The organism is Thermotomaculum hydrothermale (assembly GCF_016592575.1).
Classification (GTDB): domain Bacteria; phylum Acidobacteriota; class Holophagae; order Thermotomaculales; family Thermotomaculaceae; genus Thermotomaculum; species Thermotomaculum hydrothermale.
In genome coordinates this window covers 1349962-1371125 of record NZ_AP017470.1, presented here as the reverse complement: position 1 = coordinate 1371125, position 21164 = coordinate 1349962, and the positions used below count along the sequence as shown (strand labels likewise).

Annotated in this window: 24 protein-coding genes; all 24 read left to right on the top strand. The window is 34.8% G+C overall.

Going from position 1 to position 21164, the window contains the following annotated elements; all coding sequences use genetic code 11:
- Position 1: 1 nt before the first annotated feature.
- The 24 genes from TTHT_RS06305 (at position 2) to TTHT_RS06190 (ending at position 21164) form a co-directional block, all read left to right on the top strand.
- Positions 2-1297, top strand: coding sequence for a cytochrome c3 family protein (locus TTHT_RS06305; protein ID WP_201327131.1), 1296 nt, complete (start codon positions 2-4; stop codon positions 1295-1297).
- Positions 1294-2232: a hypothetical protein gene (locus TTHT_RS06300; RefSeq protein ID WP_201327130.1), complete on the top strand. Its 939-nt coding sequence runs from the start codon at positions 1294-1296 to the stop codon at positions 2230-2232. Before TTHT_RS06305 ends, TTHT_RS06300 begins: the two co-directional genes overlap by 4 nt.
- Entirely contained in the window at positions 2229-2771 is a 543-nt protein-coding gene (locus TTHT_RS06295; protein ID WP_201327129.1) for a hypothetical protein, read from the top strand. The genes TTHT_RS06300 and TTHT_RS06295 overlap by 4 nt, the downstream gene beginning before the upstream one ends.
- Positions 2761-3573: a cytochrome c3 family protein gene (locus tag TTHT_RS06290; protein ID WP_201327128.1), complete on the top strand. Its 813-nt coding sequence runs from the start codon at positions 2761-2763 to the stop codon at positions 3571-3573. The genes TTHT_RS06295 and TTHT_RS06290 overlap by 11 nt, the downstream gene beginning before the upstream one ends.
- A gap of 10 nt (positions 3574-3583) precedes the next feature.
- Entirely contained in the window at positions 3584-4057 is a 474-nt protein-coding gene (locus tag TTHT_RS06285; RefSeq protein WP_201327127.1) for a hypothetical protein, read from the top strand.
- Between the two features lie 98 nt (positions 4058-4155).
- Positions 4156-4491, top strand: a complete 336-nt coding sequence (locus TTHT_RS06280; RefSeq protein ID WP_201327126.1) for a hypothetical protein — start codon at positions 4156-4158, stop codon at positions 4489-4491.
- 124 nt (positions 4492-4615) lie between these two features.
- Positions 4616-5248: a lytic transglycosylase domain-containing protein gene (locus tag TTHT_RS06275; protein ID WP_201327125.1), complete on the top strand. Its 633-nt coding sequence runs from the start codon at positions 4616-4618 to the stop codon at positions 5246-5248.
- Positions 5249-5252: 4 nt separating this feature from the next.
- Positions 5253-5819: a thiamine phosphate synthase gene (locus TTHT_RS06270; protein WP_201327124.1), complete on the top strand. Its 567-nt coding sequence runs from the start codon at positions 5253-5255 to the stop codon at positions 5817-5819.
- 2 nt (positions 5820-5821) lie between these two features.
- Positions 5822-6625, top strand: a complete 804-nt coding sequence (gene thiF / locus TTHT_RS06265) for a sulfur carrier protein ThiS adenylyltransferase ThiF (protein ID WP_201327123.1) — start codon at positions 5822-5824, stop codon at positions 6623-6625.
- A complete protein-coding gene (gene thiS, locus TTHT_RS06260) occupies positions 6622-6825 on the top strand; it encodes a sulfur carrier protein ThiS (RefSeq protein WP_201327122.1) in 204 nt (67 codons plus the stop codon). The genes thiF and thiS overlap by 4 nt, the downstream gene beginning before the upstream one ends.
- A 1-nt stretch (position 6826) precedes the next feature.
- Complete coding sequence (locus tag TTHT_RS06255; protein ID WP_201327121.1) at positions 6827-7591, top strand: thiazole synthase; 765 nt, start codon at positions 6827-6829, stop codon at positions 7589-7591.
- A gap of 2 nt (positions 7592-7593) precedes the next feature.
- Positions 7594-8706, top strand: a complete 1113-nt coding sequence (thiH, locus tag TTHT_RS06250; RefSeq protein WP_201327120.1) for a 2-iminoacetate synthase ThiH — start codon at positions 7594-7596, stop codon at positions 8704-8706.
- A 44-nt stretch (positions 8707-8750) separates the two neighbouring features.
- Positions 8751-9149 (top strand): cobalamin B12-binding domain-containing protein, encoded by a 399-nt coding sequence (locus TTHT_RS06245; protein ID WP_201327119.1) that lies wholly within the window; start codon positions 8751-8753, stop codon positions 9147-9149.
- Complete coding sequence (locus TTHT_RS06240; RefSeq protein WP_201327118.1) at positions 9142-9933, top strand: MBL fold metallo-hydrolase; 792 nt, start codon at positions 9142-9144, stop codon at positions 9931-9933. Before TTHT_RS06245 ends, TTHT_RS06240 begins: the two co-directional genes overlap by 8 nt.
- Positions 9934-9941: 8 nt before the next feature.
- Entirely contained in the window at positions 9942-11861 is a 1920-nt protein-coding gene (locus TTHT_RS06235) for a hypothetical protein (RefSeq protein WP_201327117.1), read from the top strand.
- Positions 11858-12151, top strand: coding sequence for an MTH1187 family thiamine-binding protein (locus TTHT_RS06230; RefSeq protein ID WP_201327116.1), 294 nt, complete (start codon positions 11858-11860; stop codon positions 12149-12151). Before TTHT_RS06235 ends, TTHT_RS06230 begins: the two co-directional genes overlap by 4 nt.
- A complete protein-coding gene (locus TTHT_RS06225; protein ID WP_201327115.1) occupies positions 12144-14693 on the top strand; it encodes a penicillin-binding protein 1A in 2550 nt (849 codons plus the stop codon). Before TTHT_RS06230 ends, TTHT_RS06225 begins: the two co-directional genes overlap by 8 nt.
- Positions 14694-14701: 8 nt before the next feature.
- Positions 14702-16558, top strand: coding sequence for an oligoendopeptidase F (pepF, locus tag TTHT_RS06220; RefSeq protein WP_201327114.1), 1857 nt, complete (start codon positions 14702-14704; stop codon positions 16556-16558).
- A 126-nt stretch (positions 16559-16684) separates the two neighbouring features.
- Positions 16685-17992 carry an adenylosuccinate synthase gene (locus TTHT_RS06215; RefSeq protein WP_201327113.1) on the top strand — a complete coding sequence of 436 codons (1308 nt, stop codon included), beginning with the start codon at positions 16685-16687 and terminating at the stop codon, positions 17990-17992.
- Positions 17993-18032: 40 nt separating this feature from the next.
- Complete coding sequence (locus TTHT_RS06210) at positions 18033-18857, top strand: YIP1 family protein (protein WP_201329016.1); 825 nt, start codon at positions 18033-18035, stop codon at positions 18855-18857.
- Between the two features lie 3 nt (positions 18858-18860).
- The gene (locus TTHT_RS06205) at positions 18861-19274 is read left to right on the top strand and encodes a DUF2752 domain-containing protein (RefSeq protein WP_201327112.1); all 414 of its coding nucleotides are present in this window, start codon (positions 18861-18863) and stop codon (positions 19272-19274) included.
- A 205-nt stretch (positions 19275-19479) separates the two neighbouring features.
- The gene (locus tag TTHT_RS06200) at positions 19480-19941 is read left to right on the top strand and encodes a division/cell wall cluster transcriptional repressor MraZ (RefSeq protein WP_201327111.1); all 462 of its coding nucleotides are present in this window, start codon (positions 19480-19482) and stop codon (positions 19939-19941) included.
- Positions 19942-19952: 11 nt separating this feature from the next.
- Complete coding sequence (gene rsmH / locus TTHT_RS06195; RefSeq protein ID WP_201327110.1) at positions 19953-20882, top strand: 16S rRNA (cytosine(1402)-N(4))-methyltransferase RsmH; 930 nt, start codon at positions 19953-19955, stop codon at positions 20880-20882.
- A complete protein-coding gene (locus TTHT_RS06190) occupies positions 20883-21164 on the top strand; it encodes a hypothetical protein (protein WP_201327109.1) in 282 nt (93 codons plus the stop codon).

Here is a 21164-nt window from a genome sequence, read left to right as displayed (position 1 = left end):
TATGAATTTCAAGGGCATTATCCTGATTGTTTGTGCGGTTATTTTTTCAGTTGCATCTTACTCTTTTGACAAAAATTGCGTAACATCCAAATGCCACACAGATTTTAAAAAATTTAAAATTATTCACTCCCCGGTTGAAGAAGATTGTGAGAGTTGCCATGAAAAAACTGGAAAACATGAGTTTAAATTATTTTATAAAGATGTAAATCAGGTATGCACAGATTGTCATGAAGATAGAGGAGGGGGTAAATTTCTACACGGGGCTTTAAAAATGAAGAAGTGTATTTTTTGCCACAACCCTCATGGAGGAGATACTAAAGCCCTAATAAGGACAAAAAGGGTTGATGCTACCTGTTTTGAATGCCATGATAGGGAGACAAAAGAGGGGAAGTATATTCATGGCCCCAATATTTCTGGAAACTGTTCAATATGTCATGATGCGCATTCTTCAGATAATAGATACCTTTTAATATCTCCTCAAGAACAACTTTGTGTAAATTGCCATACGGATAAAAATTACACTAATTCTGGGAAAAAAATGCATACTGCTTTGGAGGATGGTTGCACAGGCTGTCACAATCCCCACGCAAGTTCGTTTAAATATCAGTTAATAACATCTCCTAAAAAAATCTGTTCTGAATGCCATAGTGATTTGGTTGACCAAGCGAAACAGGCACTTTATAAGCATCCGCCTGTAAATGATGGAAAAGGTTGTGTTAACTGTCATGACCCGCACGGTTCTCTATATGATAATAATCTTAAAGATAATCAGGTTTCTTTATGTTTATCCTGTCATAATAAGCCTATTATAGGTACAGACGGAAAAGATTATAATATATTTAAAATACTTACTGAAAACCCACAAAAACATGGGCCTATTAGAGAGGGTAATTGCGCCGGTTGTCACAATCCACACGGCTCAAACTTTTACAAAATTCTTGTAGCACAGTATCCGAAAAAATTTTATACCCCTTATGAAAAAAAGAGGTACTCTTTGTGTTTTGAATGTCATGAAGCCAATCTTGCGGAAAATCCAGAAACAACTGTTGATACCAACTTTAGAAATGGCTCGGAGAATTTACATTATGTTCATGTTCATAAGAAAAAAGGAAGAACATGTAGAGCATGTCATATGGCTCATGCAAGCAAATTGCCGAAACATATTAGAGAAGAAACTCCTTTCGGTAAATGGGACATTCCTATAAATTTCACTATAAATAAAAACGGAGGGAGCTGTTCTCCAGGTTGTCACAGAGGGTATAAATATAACAGAATAAATCCGGAGAAGTATCAATGAAAAAGTTTTTAGTTATTTTTTTACTGTTAACTTTTTTCATAAATTCTTTTGCGCTAAGGGGAGTGCCGATAGGAGGAAAGTTTAAGAAAAATGCTTTAAATGAAAAGATTTTGGTGAATGAGAAAAAAATAATAGTTTTCTTAAACGGGAAAAAGAAAAAGAATGAAAAAGTAGTTAAAACAATAGGCAATGTTTTGACAAAAAAAAGGGTTATAAATGTTTTCTTTGTGAAAACTGTAAATGTGGATTGTCAACAATTGGAAGTCTTGTTGAAAAGGTATAAAAACTTCAAAGTGGTTGAAGATTATGAGAGGAAGTTATACGGCAGCATGGGAGTTATTGTTTTGCCAACAATATTGTTTGTTAATGAGAACCAGAAGTTAATTGGTGAAATTGCAGGTGTAATCCCTAATATGAAAATTGTTTTTGAAAGTTATTTAAATGCTTTAATATCTAACTCATTGCCGAAAAACATTTATGCAGAAATGAGAAAGAAAAAAAGTTTAAAAAGTAAAGAAAGAGCTATAAGGCAGGCTTTCTTTATGTTTATTAACGGTAACTATAATGTAGCAATTAAAGTTTATTCAAAACTATACGAAACAGATAAAAGTGACAAAAGAGTTGTTTTAGGCTTGTTCTATTCATTGTTGTTAGACGGAAAAGTTGGAGAGGCGGAGAAAAAATTTGCCAACATGTTTAAACAGAAAAAGGCCAGACGATTTATGCTTGCATACTATTATGAACAGTATCTTAAAACAGGCGATATAGACCAGTTAAAAAAATGTGCGGATTATGTAAATTTTGAGCCAGAATTTTTCACCGTTATTTACAAAATAGGTAATGAGTTTGAGAAAAATAATTTAGTTGATTTGGCAATGAGGTGTTATAAAGAATCCTATAAAGTTTTATGGAAAAAATATCGGAGTAAAAGATGAAAAATGACAGGTTGATACCTGTGGAAAAAGAATTTTTATTTGTGCTTGTAGCCTCTATATCAATAATTATAGGTTCTTTAATTGGAATAGGAATTATATGGGGGATTTTAGACAAGCCTTTGCCACGTAATTTTCACAGTATTTTCCATTTAATTGCGATTATAAAACAGCGGGTTTTATACATGGTATTTATTTCGTTGTTGCTTCAAACTGTTATTTGCCTGTCTCTAATATTGTTCCTTGCATTGAGGTTTTCACACAAAATTTCAGGTCCAATGTATAGAGTTAAAATGATGTTTAAAGATTTTTTAAACGGTAAAGAGATTGAGAGAATAGCATTTAGAAAAACAGATTTTTTAAAACCGCTTGAGAGCGATCTATCAGTGTTATTGAGCAGGGAATCAAAAAGGAGAAAATTGTTGTGCGAAATAGAGGAAATTTTGTCTAAATCTCAAAAAGCTTCCCTTTCCGATACCGAAAAAGAAAAATTAAAAATATTAGTAAATTCATTAAAGGAAATTGAGAAAAATGAACTTTAAATTAAATGCCTTTTTGTTAGCTATTTTGATTTTATGCGTATTGGTTATAAGAGGGCTTTCTATTACCGGTGGGGTTCACAATTTTAAGAATGAATGTTCTTTTTGCCATTTGGGAATAAAAGAACCGAATATGTTAACAGGCTCTCCGGATTTTCTATGCAAAAATTGCCACGAGGATATTGATAAAAGAAGTCATCCGTCAGATTTTTTTGTAAAAAGGGTTTTGCCAAAAAGGTTTCCTCTTTTTAATAATAAAATGACATGTATAACATGCCATTATGCTCATAAAAGTTATGGTTCGAAAGATACACAGAAAAGAAAAGCCGACAATTATCCATATCTTTTAAGATATAAAAAAGCTGGGAAAGAATTTTGTATCCAGTGCCATAGTGTTGATGATATTTGTAATAATTGTGAACCTTCTCATAGTGTTTCTTTTGGCGTGGCTCATGTAAAATTTGATTCACCAGAGATTTTAAAAATTTTAGATAGAAGTTCCAGGGATTGTATGACTTGTCATAATGGTGTTATTGCATCAAATGCTGACGGAGGTGGAACACAGTTATCATGGAATCATTTGGGAGGAATAGGGCTATCACACCCGATTGGGGTGAATTATGAAGAGGTTTATCGTAAATCTCCTAATTTTTATCATCCGCCTCAAAGTTTGCCACCTCAAATAAAATTGATTAACGGGAAGGTTGAATGTTTAACCTGCCATGACCATTATTCAAAGTTAAAAGGTAAATTGGTTATGAGTAATAGAGGAAGTAAACTGTGTTTATCCTGTCATAATTTGTAGGGGGGAGAGTATGGGAAGGCGAAAGCAATATTTTATAGATAGAAAATTTCAAAAAAGGTTTTTGATAATGTTTGGTGTTGTTGTTTTTTTTATTGCAGTGTTGAATTTCTGGTTCTACTATTTTAAACTTCTTCCTTCTTTAGATAATCTTCTATTTAAAAGCCACTTTAGATTTGACAACCTTATTTTATACTTTAGAAAAAGGTTTGAGTTTTTTTTCATATTTAGCAGTTTGTTTTTGATATCGTTAATAATTCTCGTTTACTCTTACTTCAGGTTAAAAATTGAGAAATTCTTTAAAAGGTTTGAGTCTATTATTTGCAAACTTATTGAAATGAAAGAACCGATTGATAAAATTGATTCTCAACTTCCCGAAGAATTTGAAGATATTCCTTATGCGATGGAAGATTTGATAAAAGAAATTTTAAGAAATAGAGAAAAACAAAAAAAGATTTTGGGGCATATTCAAAAATTTTTCCAGTAAATATGTGGTTTTGCTTATTTAAAAATTTTTAATCTTTTCAATGTTATTTTAATTGATAAAATATTATTTAACATTTGAATCTTTTTTAGGAGGGCAATATGCGTTTGATTGTGCTTTTAATTGTTGTTGGGGTTATCGGTTATCTGGTTTATACAGGGGCAGGGGATTTTGTAGGTACAAAGAGTAACCCTCCTGCAAAAGCGCAGGCTCAGATAGACAAAACAAAAGAGTTGGCGTGCAGGCAGAATTTAAAGATGCTAAACGATTTTGTTAAAACCTATATGTCAACACATGGGATAGATGACCCTGCTGATGTTACAATTGAGCAATTAAAAGAGTACGGCTTGCAGATTCCTGAATGTCCGGCAGGGGGAGAATACTATTTAGAGGATGGAAAATTTTACTGTACAATTCATTCAGAGCATAAATATTAAAATTAGTTATTTTTTTTAATAAAAATCGATTTCAACATTTGAGTGATAAATATCACCTGATAAAAATTTTCCCTTGACATTTTTTTTGTCTGTGTTAAATTCTACCTCTTGTGGAGGTAGTGCTATGAAGAAATACTTAATTTTATTAACAACAGCCATGATTATGGCGGCTTTTACAGGGTATAACAACCTTGTTAAACCTGTGAATTTGCCGATGGCTAAAAACGAGAAAAACTATGAAAATTCTATAGAAAACTCTGTTCAATACGAAATTGAGTTTTTGCAAAACTATCAAAAGGTTCTCAGAGTTTTGAATTCAGTAAAAACAAACCTGACGGAAGAAGAAAAGGCAGATGTGGCAAGGATTATTGCAGAAAAGAGTATTGAGTATGGTTTTTCAGTTGAATTTGTCCTTGCTGTTATCCAGACTGAATCAAGTTTTAACAAATTTGCAACTTCTCGTGTTGGTGCGATTGGTCTAATGCAGTTGATGCCAGTCACAGGCAAAGCACTTGCCAAAGATTTTGGGATTGTAATCAAAGATAAAAAACACCTTTACAATCCTCAGTTAAATGTAACCTTAGGTATGTATTATCTTAAAAAACTCTCAGAAAGATTCAAGGATATGAACCTTGTTCTTGCAGCTTACAATATGGGAGAAACTGCGTTAAGAAAATACAAACACAAAAAAGATTTACCGGCATTCAGGTACGCAAAGGTTGTTTTAAGGAGACATAAGAAGTTTTCAGAAATTTAATTTAATGAAATTTATAGCAATTACACCGGATGATTTTAATTGTGACGATTTAGTTAATTCATTCTGTTTACTTAAGGAAATAGGGGCTTCCCACATATATGTGAGAAGCCCTTTAATTTTAAATTCCCCTGAATTAAAAAATATTTGTGAAAAATTAAAAGATAAGGGAATGATTCCTCTTATTCCCTTTGATAAATGGAAAGATTTGAAAGACAACCACATAATTTGTCATTTCAAAGAAAAAAGCATTGTTTTTTTTAATGATTTTTTAAAGAAAAACTTTAATTTTCGTTTTTCTGTATCCTGCCATAGTATTGAATTAGCAGAAAAAATGCTTGAAAAAGGCGCAACTTTTGTTTTTATATCCCCAATTTTTAAGCCGTATTCTAAAAAAGATTACCATTTAAAACCCCTTGGGCTTGATGAAATATCACCTCTTTTAGATAAATTTGGGGATAAGGTTGTTTTATTAGGCGGCATTGATTTTGAGAGGGTAAAAGGTTTAAAATTAAAATTGCAAAAGGATTTTTCAATAGCCGGAATTACAATGTTTTTCGGAAGAAGGGATTAAATTTGAAGGTTTTTTTAAATGGTAAACCAGTTGAAATAAATAGGGCAATTAGTCTTAAAGATTTTTTAAATAAATATTTTTCTGACTTTGATAATGTTATTTTAAACACAGTTTTAAGACCTGATTTTTCAACTATTTTGAAAGAGGGAGACAGGATTTCTGTTTTCAAAAAAGGGGAAATACCCCCTGACATTTCCTTAAAAGATTTAATGTTTGCAAGACAGCCTGATAATTACACAGAGAGACTTCAACAAAGTGTTGTAGGTATAGCAGGTTTAGGTGGATTGGGGAGTGTTATTGGAGAAAACCTTGTTAGGGCAGGTGTTGGGAAATTGGTTGTTGCAGATTTTGATATTGTTGAGCCGCCAAATTTAAACAGACAGAGGTATTTTGTGCATCAGATTGGAGAGCTTAAAGTAAAAGCATTTAAGGAGAATATGGATAAAATTTCAGGATTTACAAAAGTTGAAGGCCATATTTTAAAGATAACAAGAGATAATGTTGAAGTTTTTAAAGATTGCCATATAGTTGCAGAATGTTTTGATAATCCTGAAGCAAAGGCAGAATTGGTAAGTGGAATTAGGGAAAAGTTTCCTGAAAAAGTAATAGTTGCAGCAAGCGGGGTGGCAGGTTTTGATTCGGAAAAAACTATATCGGTAAAAAAAATATCTGATAAAATTTATATTGTAGGAGATGGGGTGAGTGAGGTAAGGGATGGCTTAGGCCTTGTGGCAACAAGGGTAGGGGTAGCTGCTTCTATTCAATCCCATTTAATTGTAAGAATACTTTTAGGGCTGGAAAAATGAAATTGAGAATAAACGGAGAGATAAGAGAGTTTGAAAATAATCTAACCAATGTGTCTGAACTTCTTTCAGCTTTAAAAATAAACTCAAGGTTTGTTGCTGTTGAGTTGAATGGAAAGGTAATTTATAAAGAAGATTTTGACAAAACTTTAATTAAAGAAGGAGACAAGGTTGAGGTTGTTTCTTTTGTAGGAGGAGGATAATTTGAAACCGCTTATAATTGCAGGAAAAGAGATAAAATCAAGGTTGTTTATAGGAACAGGGAAATTTCCTTCCCCAAAGGTTATGGCAGAGGCTCTTGAGGTTTCAGGGGCTGAGATTGTTACCGTTGCCTTGAGAAGGGTAAGTTTTAATTCTCCAGACCCAACTTTAAGTGCAATTGATTTTGATAAATACATTGTTCTACCCAATACATCTGGTGCAAAGGATGCGGAAGAGGCTGTTAGGCTTGCAAGGCTTGCAAGGGCTGCATCCGGGATAAACTGGGTAAAACTTGAGGTAACTCCAGACCCTGTTTACTTATTGCCAGACCCTTTTGAAACATTAAAGGCTGCAGAAATGCTTGTTAAGGAAGGGTTTGTTGTTCTTCCATATATGCATGCAGACCCTGTGCTTGCAAAAAGGCTTGAAGATGTCGGCTGTGCCACTGTAATGCCTTTGGCTGCACCAATAGGTAGTGCAAGGGGATTGAAAACTGAGGAATTTATTAGAATTATTGTTGAGCAGGCTAATGTGCCTGTTGTGGTTGATGCAGGTTTAGGGCTTCCATCTCATGCCGCAAGGGCAATTGAGTTAGGTGCCGATGCTGTCCTTGTTAATACTGCAATAGCTTTAGCAGAAGACCCTGTTAAAATGGCAAGGGCTTTTAAGTTGGCAGTTGAGTCTGCTGTTTTAGGCATTGAAGCAGGACCAATTGAGGAACAGGAAAAGGCTTCTGCATCAAGCCCATTAACTGGATTTCTGGATTGATTATGAGTTTTTCAGAAATTTACAAAAAGATAGACCAGAATAAGATAAAAAAAATTATTTACTCTGCTACAGAGAATGATGTAGAGAGGATATTGAAAAAAAGCAGGTGGAGTGTTGACGACTTCCCATACCTTGTTTCCCCTGTTGCTGAAAAATTTATTGAACAGATGGCTAAAATTTCAAGAAAGATAACCTTTTTAAGGTTTGGGAAAACTATAAAGCTTTACGCCCCCCTGTATGTTTCAAATAGTTGTGTAAATGCCTGCAAATACTGTGGGTTTAATGTGAACAATAAATTTCCAAGAATAACCCTTTCTATTGACGAGGTGTTAAAAGAGGCTGATGAGATTTTTTCACACGGTATTGGCCACATACTTTTAGTTAGCGGAGAAGATAAAAAGGCAGTTCCAGTTGAATACTTTGAAGAGATTGTTAAAAGGTTAAGAGAAAAGTTTTACGCTGTTTCAATTGAAGTTTATCCTATGGAAACTGAGGAATACGAGAGACTATCAAAAGCAGGTGTTACTGGAATAGCAGTTTATCAGGAAACATACAACCTTGAAAGGTACAGAGAATTACACAAAGGACCAAAGGCTGATTTCTTTTACAGGCTTGAAACTCCAGAAAGGGCTGCAAAAGCTGGATTTAGAGAATTGGGGTTAGGAACGCTATTTGGTTTATCCGATTTCAGGGTTGATTTATCAATGGTTGCAATTCATGCAAGGTATTTAATGAAGCATTACTGGAAATCTCAGGTTGCAATTTCTTTCCCGAGGTTAAGGGATGCAGAAGGCCATTTTAAGCCTTACGAAATAGTTAATGATAAACAATTAGCGCAGGTTATTTTTGCCTTGAGAATGGTTTTAAACGATGTTGATATAGTTTTATCAACAAGGGAGAACCCAGAATTCAGAGATGGAATGGTTGGGCTTGGGGTTACAAGGATTAGTGCAGGTTCAAAAACAAACCCAGGTGGATACTCTGTTCACACAGATGCTTTAAAGCAGTTTGAAATAGCAGATGAAAGAAGTCCTGAAGAGATTGCAAGAATGATTGAAGAAAAAGGGCTTGAGCCTGTATGGAAGGATTTTGATAAAAGTTTTCTTTTTGATTAGGCTTTTATATTTAAAAAAAAGGTGTTTTAAAGTAAAATAAAACTATGAGTAAGAAGATAAGAGTTTTAATAGCAAAACCAGGTTTGGATGGCCACGATAGAGGGGCAAAGGTTGTTGCAAGGGGATTGAGAGACGCTGGTATGGAAGTTATTTACACAGGGTTAAGGCAGACCCCGGAGCAAATAGTAAACGCTGCAATTCAGGAAGATGTTGACTGCATCGGTTTGAGTATTTTGTCAGGGGCACACAACCACCTTTTTCCTGAAATAATGAAGCTTCTCAAAGAAAAAGGCGCTGAAGATATCCCTGTTTTTGCCGGCGGTATAATTCCCGAAGACGATATCCCCTTTCTTGAATCAATTGGAATAAAACGAGTTTTTTTGCCAGGTACAAAGATATCTGAGGTTGTTGATTTCATAAACCAAGTGGTTAAAAATGATTGAATTTTCAGTTTTAGGCAGTGGAAGTAAAGGAAATTCCACCTTTTTGAGGATAAATGGCTACTCTTTTCTATTTGATTGCGGTTTATCCTGTAAACAGGTTGAATTAAGGCTTGAGAAAATAGGTGTATCACCCTCATCAATTGATGCTGTCTTTTTATCCCATGAGCACGATGACCACATAAGAAGTATTCACACATTTTCAAAAAGGTACAATGTTCCAATAATTACTTCTGAAAAAACATTTAAAGCAGGAAGGCTTGATGATAAAGGAATAAAGGATAAAGTATTTGTTGAATCTGGCAAAACTTTTTCAGAGTTTAAAGGTGTTGATGTTTTTTTTATTCCTATATCTCACGATGCAGCAGACCCTGTTGGATTTGTTGTATATTCGGAAGGGATAAAGTTTGCACTTGTTACAGATTTAGGCTATCCAACTGAGCTTGTATCCCACGAGTTAAAGGGGGCGGATGCCTTAATTATTGAATCAAACCATGACCCTGAAATGTTGAAACTCTCAACTAAGTATCCCTGGGAATTAAAGCAAAGGATAGCAAGCAGAAAGGGGCATCTTTCAAATGGGGATTGTGCGAGGCTTGTTGAAAGGGTAATTTCTGACAATACAGGTTATATTGTTCTTGCACATTTAAGCGAGGAAAACAATAATCCTGATATTGCTTTAATGAGTGTTTCAAGGGTGGTTAAGGGAATGCCGGTAAGTATAGATATAGCAAAACAGAATGAACCTACTCCTATTTACTCTTTAAGTAAGGTTGAAAAGGTTTAGAGGTTTGTATGAAAAGGCTTTGTATTTTACTGTTTTTAATTTTTTCTCTTTTTACATATTCATTTGATGTTGTTATAACAGATTACTACGATGACACATTTGGGGATTATATCCCTGAAAGCCTGGAAACGATTAACTACTCAAACGCTTGCTTTTATGTTGTTTCTGATTTAGGTAATGTAACAAATGGAGAAAGTTTAACATTAAAGGTAACCTATCCTGACGGAAGCGAGAGTGAGTTTAACGAAAGTGTTGATTTTGACGGAGAGGGGATATTTTATAAGAGGGTTGATTTAAAGGGTGTTGGAAACTATAAGGTTGAATTAACATTTAATAATGAGACAGAAGAAAAAGATTTCACAGTTAATCCTGACAAATCGGAAGACCCCTTTGAGCCGAACAATTTTGAAGGAAATGTTTTTTACCTTGAGAGGGGGACAATCCTCTCATCTTTAATAAGCCAGGAAGATATTGATTATTATTCTTTAAAGATTGACAGAAAGACTGATGTAAAAATATCCCTTGATTCTGATATAGATTTAAGCCTTGAGGTTTTTGATGAGGGTAATTTAATAGCTCAATCAGATTCAGACTTTGAAGGAGATGAGAGTTTAAGCCTCTCTCTTGAAAGAGGGATTTACACAGTAAAGGTTTACTCACCAATAAAGGAAACAGGGGATTATTCTTTAACAGTGAAAGGCAATTTCCCTATTTACCTTCCTTTAACAGATTTTGATAGAAGTTTTGAAAAAAACATTGTTGTAAGCAATTTAAGTGATAAAGAAGGGGATGTTGAAATTCACTTTTACGATGCTGATGGCCAGGAAGTCTCAAATACTGTTGAACACTTTAAACCTTATGAAACAAAGAGTTTTGATGGGAGCGATTACTATTATTTGAAGGCATATTCAGATAACCTTGAAGTTAATGCTTCAGCTTACGGGATAAATGGAGATAAAAACGAGGCTATAGGGTATGAAGCAAAAATTCTTGCTTTAAACAATACAATAGTAAGCCATATTGCAACTCAGACCTATCTTTATGAAACATTCTCTTACTTTTCTTTTAATGACAATGGCACTTTTCTAAATTATGGAAGCGATGTATTGAGCAATTCAATTTTAGAAAACTCTTCATTTTTGGTTAATTTTAACCAGTTTTATAATGACAATATTTTAACGCCCTGGGGGATTGCTGAAAGCGATGCTGAATTTTGTGGAATTGAGATGTTCAGGCTTATAGGTGGCGACTTCTTTCAGGCAACAGCACTTACATTAACTCCACAGGTTGCAAGGGTGTTTTTTCTTCCCCATATTGATGTTAGATACTTTTGGTGGACTGGGATTTCAATTGTTAATCCAAATAATATGCAGGCAAATGTGAAACTTATTGCACTTGACTCTGATGGAAATAGTGTTGGAGAAGCGGATATTTCAATTGAACCTGAAGGGAAATCTGTGGGGATTGTGACAGATTACTTTGAAAACGATTTGCCTGAAACTGCTGCTGCAATGAAGATTGTTTCAGACTTGCCTGTTCAGGGGCTTTACCTTTTTGGAACAAAAAGGGGAGACGATATTACAGAAGATGTTTTTGGCGGGCTTAACTCTTCAGCAATTTATTCAAAAAAGCTTTACTTTGCTTTAATGCCCTCAGGTGATAATGAATGGACAGGGATTGGGATATTCAACCCGAACAATGAAGGCATTGAAGTTAATTTAAAAGGCTTTGACTCAAATGGAAATTTAATTGAAGAAAAGACAATCAATTTAACCCCCCTTCAAAAGTATGTTTCACTTGGTAAGGATATTTTTGATAGTGAGGGAGTTTATAGAATGATTGCTGTATCAGATAAGCCGATATGCGGGTTTTACCTTTTTGGAGATAGAGACCATACCTATCTGTACGGCCTGGAGGCTATGAGATGATTGCTGAATTTTCTATAGTGCCTATAACAGGGGAAGAATCGCTATCAAAGTATGTTGCAATTATCTTAAAAGAGGTTAAGAAAAGTGGATTAAAGTATCAGTTAACTCCAATGGCAACAATTGTTGAGGGGGAGACTGATGAGGTTTTTGATTTAATAAAGAAGTGTCATAAAATAATGAAGCAGTATTCAAACAGGGTTTTAACGAGAGTTAGCATAGACGACAGGGGAGAAGACCTGAATAGAATGGATAAAAAGGTAAAATCAGTGCTGGAGAAAATGGATGAGTGAAGAACACAAAAAAGATGAAATTATTGTAGAAAGAGATCAGGAAGAAGTTAATTTAAAAAAATTGAGGGAAAAAAAGAAAGAAAAACCTTTTTATAGAAAAATTCTTTATCTTTTTCTATTCTTTCTTTTCTGCGCAATCTTTGGTTTTGGATTTGCTAAATATATACTTTCTTTAGGGCAGAATAATGAATTAATGGAAAAACTTAGAGACTTCAAGCCCAAGCTTGTTACCAAGGTTTACGATATACATGGAGATGTAATTGGTACCTTTGCAAGGGAAAAGAGGGAATTAATAAGCTATAACGATATTCCTAAAAGTTTTGTAGAGGCACTTGTGGCGGTTGAGGATGCAAGATTTTTTGAACATGTTGGAGTTGACCCACTTGGTATTATCAGGGCTGCAATTTCAGATTTAATAACTATGAGGGCTTCACAGGGGGCTTCAACAATTACAATGCAATTGGTAAGACAGATGACAGGAAGGAAAGAAAAGAGTATAAAAAGGAAGATTACCGAGGCTCTTTTAGCGATTCAAATTGAAAGGTTGTTTACAAAAGAAGAGATTTTTGAAAGGTATGCAAATCAGGTTTATTTTGGAAGAGGTTTATATGGCTTACAGGCTGCATCACGGTATTATTTTGGAAAAGATGCAGCTGAGTTAACAATACCTGAGAGCGCTTTCCTTGCAGGTCTTGTTCAGGCACCTTCAAGATATTCCCCTACAAGAAATATTAAACTTGCAAAAAAAAGAAGAGATCATGTTTTAAAAAGAATGCTTGAAGAGGGGTATATAACAAAAGAGCAGTATAAGGATGCAGTAAAAACCCCCCTTGTTTTGCCTGGAGAGAATGTTGAAGTGAAAGAGAGGGTTGGGGCTTATTTCCTTGAAGAGGTGAGAAAATACCTTTATGAAAAATATGGTGCAGACACTGTATTGGATGATGGGTTGAATGTTTATACCACTCTTGATTTACAACTTCAAAAAGCGGCTGAAAAAGCGGTAAGAGATGGCTTGAAAGCGCTTGATAAAAGGCAGGGCTTCAGGGTTGAAGATAAAAAATTTGTTAAAAAGGAAGAGATTGAAACATACTGGTCTCCAACCTGGAATAAGTCAATTGAAGAAGGAGATACTGTTGAAGGGGTAATTGTTAAATCAGATGAAAAATCTGCTATTGTCAGGATAAAGGATTACAAGATAAAGATTGGTAAATATGAAATTGTATGGACAAGGGCTAAAAAAGTAAATGACATATTGCAGCCAGGAGATGTTGTTTTATTTAAAATTCACAAATTTGATCCTGAACACAACAAATTTAATATCTCCCTAGACCAGGAGCCAAAGGTTGAGGGTGCATTGCTTGCAATTAATCACCATTCTGGTGAAATTCTTGCAATGGTTGGAGGGTACAGCTTCAAGCGTTCAAAATTCAACAGGGCTATTCAGGCTAAAAGGCAGACAGGTTCAGTATTCAAACCAATACTTTACGGTGCTGCCTTTGACAGTGCCTTCACTTTAGCAGATACCTTTTTTGATGAGCCTACCATTTTTCTTGATCCTAAACTATTTTATGTTGACGAATACGGAAATATTCAAAGGTATGAGTTAAGTGAGCAGTATAAGAAAAAGATTAGAGAGGGGGAAGTTGACGAGCCAGAGCCTTATGAACCTCAAAACTATTACCACGAGTATGATGGATTGGTTACCTTAAGAACTGCCCTTGAAAAATCAAAAAACATAGTATCGGTTAAACTATTCAATAGAATTGGTTACAAAAAAATAAGGTCTTTTGCAAAGAAATTGGGGATAAAAGAAAAAATAGCACCTTACCTTTCATCTGCATTAGGCTCAACAGATTTAACACTCTTTGAAGTTTGCAGGGCTTATGGAACAATTGCCAATCTTGGGGTTACCACAGAACCATTTTTTATTAGAAAGGTTGCTGATAGGTATGGAAATACCCTTGAAGAACAAACAATACTATCATACAGGGCTATTTCAAAGGATACAGCCTATATTACTCTGGAAGCAATGAGGGGTGTAATTCAGCATGGAACAGGGAGAAGGGCAAGGCAGTTAAACTGGAATCTCTGTGGAAAAACAGGTACAACAGACAATTATACAGATGCATGGTTTGTGGGAAGTGACCCAAATATTACTTTAGGTGTGTGGGTTGGGTTTGATTTAAAACAAAGTTTAGGGAACAAAGAAACAGGTGCAAGGGCAGCGTTGCCTATATGGATTGACTTTATGAAAGAATACATCAAGCATTCGGTTAAAACAGACTGGCCAGTGCCAAAGGGCATAGTGAGGGTGCCTATTGATAAAAGAAGCGGATTGCTTGCAAATATTGATGCAGGCTGTAAGCCTGAGGATATAATACTTGAAGCGTTTAAAAAGGGGACTCAGCCTGTTGAAAAGTGCAGTAAGGAGATTCACGAAATTCTTTCTTTGCCGTACTATGAACAGCACGGGAAAAATATAATGGTTGACCCTAAAACAGGAGAAATTAAACCAAATATTGAATTTATTATTTACCATTAGGAGGGTGTATGAAGTTTTTTGTCATTTTAAGTTTTATGCTAATGTTTACTTTTACAGCAATTTCTAAAACAAGGGAAGAGATTCCTGAAAAGTATAAGTGGAATTTGAAAGATTTGTATCCATCGGTAGAGGTTTTTAAAAAAAATAGAGAAGAATTTTCCAAAAAGATTGAATCTTTAAAAAGCTTTCAGGGTAAATTAGGCAATTCACCTGAAGAGTTAAAAAAATGCCTTGATACATACTTTAATCTTCATAAAGAACTTGACAGACTTATAACCTATGTTTCTTTAAGGGCAGACGAGGATTTAGGAAATTCAGAAAACCAGAAGTTGAAGAATGAAACCTATAATGTTGCCAGGAAGTTTGCTGAAGCCTCTTCTTTTATTGAGCCAGAAATTATATCGTTAGGCGAAAAAAAGATAAACGAATACCTTGAAAATAAGGATTTAAAATTATACAAGCTTTATCTCACAAGGATTTTAAAAGAGAAAAAGCATATTCTCTCAAAGAATGAGGAAGCATTACTTGCAAAAACCTCAATGATTTCAGATGCACCTTACCAGACATATTCAATTTTTTCATATACTGATATGCCTTTCCCAATTGTTGAATTAAACGGAGAAAAGGTGAAGTTGAATCAGGCAGCCTATACAAAATGGCGTTCAAACCCTGACATTAAGATAAGAAACATTGTCTTCCCAAAATTCTTTGGCACATACAAAAGCTTTGAAAACACATTTGGCACCTTGCTCTATTCTCAGGTAAAAAAAGACTGGTTCTATGCAAATGCAAGAAAGTACAATTCATCACTTGAAGCAGCCTTAACTCCAAATGAAGTGCCTGTGAAGGTTTACCACAACCTTATAAAAGAAATTAATGCAAACCTTCCCCTTCTCCACAGGTATTTAAAGTTGAGAAAGAAAATGCTTGGTTTAAAGGAATTGACTTATGCAGACCTCTATACGCCGCTTGTGAAAAGTGTTGATGCTAAATACACCTATGAGCAGGCACAAAAGATTATTGAAGATGCATTAAAGCCCCTTGGGAATGAGTATGAAACTTATTTACACAGGGCATTTAAGGAGAGATGGATTGATGTATATCCCAATGAAGGGAAAAGAGGGGGAGCATATTCAAGCGGAAATGCATACGATGTGCACCCTTACATATTGTTAAACTATAATGAAGATTACGAATCATTATCAACCCTTGCCCACGAGTTAGGCCACTCAATGCACTCAATGTTTTCAAATACATACCAGCCTTATGTTTATTCAGATTACACCATCTTCGTTGCTGAGGTTGCTTCAACATTTAATGAAAATATGCTCAACCACTACCTTTTAATCCATACAAAAGATAGAGATATGAAACTCTTTCTTTTAGGGCATTTGCTTGAAGGTATAAGGCAAACAATCTTCAGGCAGGCAATGTTTGCGGAGTTTGAGCTTGAAATTCACAAAAGGGTTGAAAAGGGAGAGGCTTTAACTGGTGCCGATTTGTCAAAGATTTATCTAAATATTGTGAGAAAGTACTATGGACACGATAAGGGAATTTGCAAGGTTGATGACCTTTACGGTATTGAGTGGGCATATATACCACATTTTTACTACAATTTTTATGTTTATCAGTATGCAACATCATTGATTGCGTCAACCCACCTTGCTCAGAAGGTAATTCATGGGGATAAAAAAGATGTGGAAGAATACCTTGGATTTATAAAGTCTGGTTGCTCAGATACGCCAATAAATATTTTGAGAAAGGCAGGGGCAGATTTAGAAACTGAAATCCCATTTGAGACCACAATGAAGGTTTTTAGTGACACAATGGATCAGATTGAAAAACTATTAAATGAAAAGAATTAATGAATATGCAAAATTGACTAAAATTTCAAGCGGGGTTTTGTCCCCGCTTTTTTGTTTTTATAGCTTAATTTTCACTCACTGTGGTAAAATTTATTAAGTCTGAGCAAAAAAATATTGGAGATAGATATGGGAATCAATATTTGTGTGACCGGGGGACAGTGGGGAGATGAAGGCAAAGGGAAGGTAATTGATATACTTTCCAGAGACTTTGATGTTGTTGTCAGGTTTCAGGGTGGAAGCAATGCAGGGCATACTGTTGTTATAGATGGAAAAACCTATTTTTTGCACCTTGTCCCTTCTGGAATTTTTCACGATGACAAAGTATGTGTAATTGGCAATGGGGTTGTAATTGATCCATTTAGTTTAAAAGAGGAGATTGAAAATTTAAAAGAAAAAGGGGTTAAAGTAACACCTGAAAAATTGATTATTAGTGACAGGGCCCACCTTGTGCTTCCCTTCCATAAAATTTTAGATAAGGCTTTAGAAGATAATAGAAATTTTAAAAAAATAGGAACAACAGGAAGAGGCATAGGTCCTGCTTATGCAACCAAAGCTTTAAGGACAGGAATAAGAGTAGTCGATTTGTTTAATGATAATAGCCTTAAAATAATGCTGAAAGATGCGATTAATAAATTTAATTTTCTTTTTGAAAATTACTTTAAAGTTGAAACTGTTGATATAGAAAAACTTTACGACGAATTAATGGAAATAAAGGAGTATTTCAGGCCGTTTATTTCAAATACTGTGTACAAACTTGAAAAATTTTCAAAAGAGGGCAAATCCATACTTTTTGAAGGTGCGCAGGCCTCTCTCCTTGACATTGATCACGGCACTTACCCATTTGTGACTTCGTCCTCTGTTATTTCAGGTGGAGTATCGTCAGGGGCAGGATTCCCGGCAAAGAAGCTTGATTATTCTATTGGAATATTTAAAACATACTGTACAAGGGTCGGCAATGGCCCATTCCCAACTGAAGCAGAGAATGGTGTTGGAGAAATTTTAAGGGCAGCAGGTGGAGAGTTTGGTACAACCACAGGCAGACCGAGAAGATGTGGTTGGTTTGATCTTGTTGCCGCAAAGTATGCAACAATTATAAACGGGTACACTCATATTGCTTTGATGAAGTTAGATGTTTTAAGCAAGTTTGAAGAGATACCCGTGTGTATAGGTTACAGGTATAAAGGGACATTGCTGAAAGAATTTCCTTCTGATATCAATATTCTTGAAAAAGTTGAACCTTATTTCAAATTTCTAAAGGGTTGGGGCTCTGATATTTCAGGAATTAAAAACTTTGATGACTTGCCTGCTGAGGCAAAAGACTATGTCAAATATATTTCTGACGCTCTTGAAACAAAACTATATTTAATTTCAACAGGTCCAGACAGAAGTGAAAGCATAGTAGTTGATAATTTTATTGAGAAAACCAAACTTTAGTGGTAATATTTAATTAAACCACTATTTTTTGGAGGAATTTATGATTAAGTGTCCCAATTGCGGTTTTTCTTTAAATGGGGATGAAGCAAAGTGCCCAAACTGTGGGTATGTTTTAAAAAAAGAAGAGACAGACAGTGGAGAAGTAATGAATCAGACTCCACCACCGCCTTCCGTTCCACAAACCCCTCCAGAATCAACACCGTCTTATTCAAAAATGGCTATACCCTTTGCAGATTCATCGCTACCTTTTTTTGATAGGCTTGTATCAACTGTAAAATTGGTGTTATTTAGCCCAAGAGAGTTTTTTGCAAATTATGATTTTAAGGCTCAAATTGGAGCTGGAATTTTGTTTGCACTTATTATGGGTTTTGTTTCTGGCATTTTTAGTTTTATCTATAACCTTGTGTTCAGGTCTTCTCTCTATTCAATGCTTGCACAATGGGGGAATATTCCAGCAAAAGAGATGCAGATGCAGAGTATGTTTGCTGTTTTTGGTGGGGTGTTGGGTATTTTCTTAATCCCTATTGGAGTTATAATAGGGCTTTTTATAATGGCAGGTATCTATCACCTTCTCTTAATGATAGTAAACGGTGCTAAAAATGGTTTTGAATCAACAGTTAATGTTGTTGCATACACTTCAGCAGTTATGTTGTTTGCAATTGTCCCATTTTGCGGTGGATTATTAGGCTGGATTTACAGGATTATCCTGAACATTATGGGATTGGCTGAAGTTCACGAAACCACAACTGGTAAAGCAACCTTTGCAGTTTTATTACCCTATATTTTTTGTTGTTTATGCTTTGTTATTTATATTGTTGCAATTCTCGGTGTTGTAGGAATGGCTGCTGCAGGTGGTGGACATTAATTTATGAAATTAAAGTTAGAAGAGTATAAAAAGGGGGATATTAATATCCCCCTTATCTATTTTATAGTGTTTTTTACTGCAGCAATTGGGGGGTATATTTTTGTTAAATTAGGATTAATGCCCCCTATGCAGTGTCAGTTTAAACACTTTACAGGATATCCTTGCCCAACCTGTGGTACAACAAGGCTTGTTTTATCCCTTTATAATTTTGATTTAATTTCTGCGTTTAAGTTTAACCCCTTTATGTTTATATCGGGGGTTTTATTTGGTTTATGGAGTTTAACAGGATTTTTACCTGTATTTTTCAAAAAGAAACTTTCAATAGATATAACTAAAAAGGAAAAAAAGATAATTTTAATTATTGTTTTTATCCTTTTTATTGCAAACTGGATTTATTTAATTTTGAATGGCATTTAAACTTTTGGTGTTTTATACAAATTCCACTATTTCCTAAAAATTTTCCATAATTAAATCAAATAAAAAATTTTTTTTAAATTTTCTTTAAAAAGAAGTATCTTGTTTTTCTTTAAGTTGTAGTGGGTATAAATTTTTTTTTGTTTTTTACTTGCAAATGGGAAAAAATGGAATAAAATGGAAATTAAGAAACAACAAGGGCGGATTGATGCGAGGAAAGTTTTACGGAAACAAAGCTATAACAATTGATTCTGGCGGCAGGGTTAAGTTGCCCTCTCGCTATCTCAAAATAATTGAGAAGGATTTTTACGGGGAGGAGCTTGTTATAGCATACAGAAAAAGTGAAGGGATAGGATACCTTGTTATAATCCCTGAACGGAAATGGCTTGAAGCCCTTGAAAAGATTAATGAGATGGATGATAAAAGTCCTGTTGAAAAAGAAAGGTTGAGAAGGATTTTAAACAGAAACTCAGACTTTGTAACCCTTGATAAGCAGGGAAGGTTTGTTATTCCCAAAAGATTGTCAGAAATGGCTGAAGTGGAATCAGGAGACGATGCCTATTTGATTGGAAACGGAAACTTTATTGAGTTATGGAAAGCTTCAAGGTTTGATGAATATGAAGAAAAGGGAATGGTTGATGACGAACTTATAGCAGGCATTTTTAATTAGGGGGAGATAGAATGCATACCCCTGTATTGCTCAGCGAATCTATTGAATTTTTAAATGTAAAACCAGAAGGGATTTATTTTGACTGTACATCAGGGGGAGGAGGACACAGCGAGGAGATTGCAAAGAGGCTTTCTGAGAAAGGAATGCTTATCTGCCTTGATATGGATGAAGATGCTATTGAGAGGGTAAGAGAAAGGCTTAAAAGTTATAAATGTAATAAGTTCTTTTTTCATAAAAATTTCAAGGATATTGATGAAGTTGCGAATGAAGTAGGTATTGCAGGGGAAGTGGACGGAATATTGGCTGATTTAGGAACGTCAATGTTTCAATTAAAGGATTTTGAAAGAGGTTTTAGCTTTTCCGGAGAAGGTGAACTTGATATGAGAATGAACAGGAAAAGTAATTTAACAGCAGAAGAGGTTGTAAACAGATACTCTGAAAATGAACTTGCATTAATTTTCAAAGAGTATGGAGAGGAAAGGCTTTCCAAAAAAATAGCAAGAATGATTGTTGAGGAAAGGAAAATATCCCCAATAAAAACTACCTCAAGATTGGCTGAAATAGCAGTTAAAGCCTATGGGTCAAGAAAGAGCAGAATACACCCAGCTACAAGGATTTTTCAGGCAATAAGGATAGAGGTAAATAAAGAACTTGAAAACCTTAAAATTTTCCTGGAAAAATCTATTCCTCTTTTGAAAAAAGGGGGCAGGCTTGTGGTGATTTCTTTTCACTCCCTTGAGGATAGGATTGTTAAAAACTTTTTTAGAGATAAGGCAAAAAATTGTATTTGCCCTGAATTTCAGATGAGATGCACCTGCGGGGGAAATAATGCCATTGTTAAAGTATTAACAAAAAAGGTGATTAGACCCTCTGAAGTTGAAGTAGGTGAGAATCCTGCGTCAAGAAGTGCAAGGCTAAGAGCCTGCGAGAAGGTGATTTAAATGAGGAGAGAGTACAACCTTGTTTTTAAAACTCTAATAGTTGTTTTTCTTATAGGGCTTCCTTACCTTTCATATGTTGCTATAAAAAGTATGGTTGAGAGAAAGGGAAGGGAGATAAAAAGGATTGAATCTGAAATTTTGAGGACTAAAAAATCAATAAACAACCTTGAAAGGATTTTTTCAGAGAGGATAGATTACAAAAAGGTTGAGTCAAAGGCTAAACAAATGGGATTTGATTATATTAATCCCCAAAGGAACAAAATATTTGTGGTGAAGGATTGA

Excerpts from the sequence above, each read along its gene's own strand:
- TTHT_RS06305 (WP_201327131.1), top strand. The coding sequence starts at position 2 with ATGAATTTCAAGGGCATTATCCTGATTGTTTGTGCGGTTATTTTTTCA.
- TTHT_RS06300 (WP_201327130.1), top strand. The coding sequence starts at position 1,294 with ATGAAAAAGTTTTTAGTTATTTTTTTACTGTTAACTTTTTTCATAAAT.
- TTHT_RS06295 (WP_201327129.1), top strand. The coding sequence starts at position 2,229 with ATGAAAAATGACAGGTTGATACCTGTGGAAAAAGAATTTTTATTTGTG.
- TTHT_RS06290 (WP_201327128.1), top strand. The coding sequence starts at position 2,761 with ATGAACTTTAAATTAAATGCCTTTTTGTTAGCTATTTTGATTTTATGC.
- TTHT_RS06285 (WP_201327127.1), top strand. The coding sequence starts at position 3,584 with ATGGGAAGGCGAAAGCAATATTTTATAGATAGAAAATTTCAAAAAAGG.
- TTHT_RS06280 (WP_201327126.1), top strand. The coding sequence starts at position 4,156 with ATGCGTTTGATTGTGCTTTTAATTGTTGTTGGGGTTATCGGTTATCTG.
- TTHT_RS06275 (WP_201327125.1), top strand. The coding sequence starts at position 4,616 with ATGAAGAAATACTTAATTTTATTAACAACAGCCATGATTATGGCGGCT.
- TTHT_RS06270 (WP_201327124.1), top strand. The coding sequence starts at position 5,253 with ATGAAATTTATAGCAATTACACCGGATGATTTTAATTGTGACGATTTA.
- thiS (WP_201327122.1), top strand. The coding sequence starts at position 6,622 with ATGAAATTGAGAATAAACGGAGAGATAAGAGAGTTTGAAAATAATCTA.
- thiH (WP_201327120.1), top strand. The coding sequence starts at position 7,594 with ATGAGTTTTTCAGAAATTTACAAAAAGATAGACCAGAATAAGATAAAA.
- TTHT_RS06245 (WP_201327119.1), top strand. The coding sequence starts at position 8,751 with ATGAGTAAGAAGATAAGAGTTTTAATAGCAAAACCAGGTTTGGATGGC.
- TTHT_RS06240 (WP_201327118.1), top strand. The coding sequence starts at position 9,142 with ATGATTGAATTTTCAGTTTTAGGCAGTGGAAGTAAAGGAAATTCCACC.
- TTHT_RS06235 (WP_201327117.1), top strand. The coding sequence starts at position 9,942 with ATGAAAAGGCTTTGTATTTTACTGTTTTTAATTTTTTCTCTTTTTACA.
- TTHT_RS06230 (WP_201327116.1), top strand. The coding sequence starts at position 11,858 with ATGATTGCTGAATTTTCTATAGTGCCTATAACAGGGGAAGAATCGCTA.
- TTHT_RS06225 (WP_201327115.1), top strand. The coding sequence starts at position 12,144 with ATGAGTGAAGAACACAAAAAAGATGAAATTATTGTAGAAAGAGATCAG.
- pepF (WP_201327114.1), top strand. The coding sequence starts at position 14,702 with ATGAAGTTTTTTGTCATTTTAAGTTTTATGCTAATGTTTACTTTTACA.
- TTHT_RS06215 (WP_201327113.1), top strand. The coding sequence starts at position 16,685 with ATGGGAATCAATATTTGTGTGACCGGGGGACAGTGGGGAGATGAAGGC.
- TTHT_RS06210 (WP_201329016.1), top strand. The coding sequence starts at position 18,033 with ATGATTAAGTGTCCCAATTGCGGTTTTTCTTTAAATGGGGATGAAGCA.
- TTHT_RS06205 (WP_201327112.1), top strand. The coding sequence starts at position 18,861 with ATGAAATTAAAGTTAGAAGAGTATAAAAAGGGGGATATTAATATCCCC.
- TTHT_RS06200 (WP_201327111.1), top strand. The coding sequence starts at position 19,480 with ATGCGAGGAAAGTTTTACGGAAACAAAGCTATAACAATTGATTCTGGC.
- rsmH (WP_201327110.1), top strand. The coding sequence starts at position 19,953 with ATGCATACCCCTGTATTGCTCAGCGAATCTATTGAATTTTTAAATGTA.
- TTHT_RS06190 (WP_201327109.1), top strand. The coding sequence starts at position 20,883 with ATGAGGAGAGAGTACAACCTTGTTTTTAAAACTCTAATAGTTGTTTTT.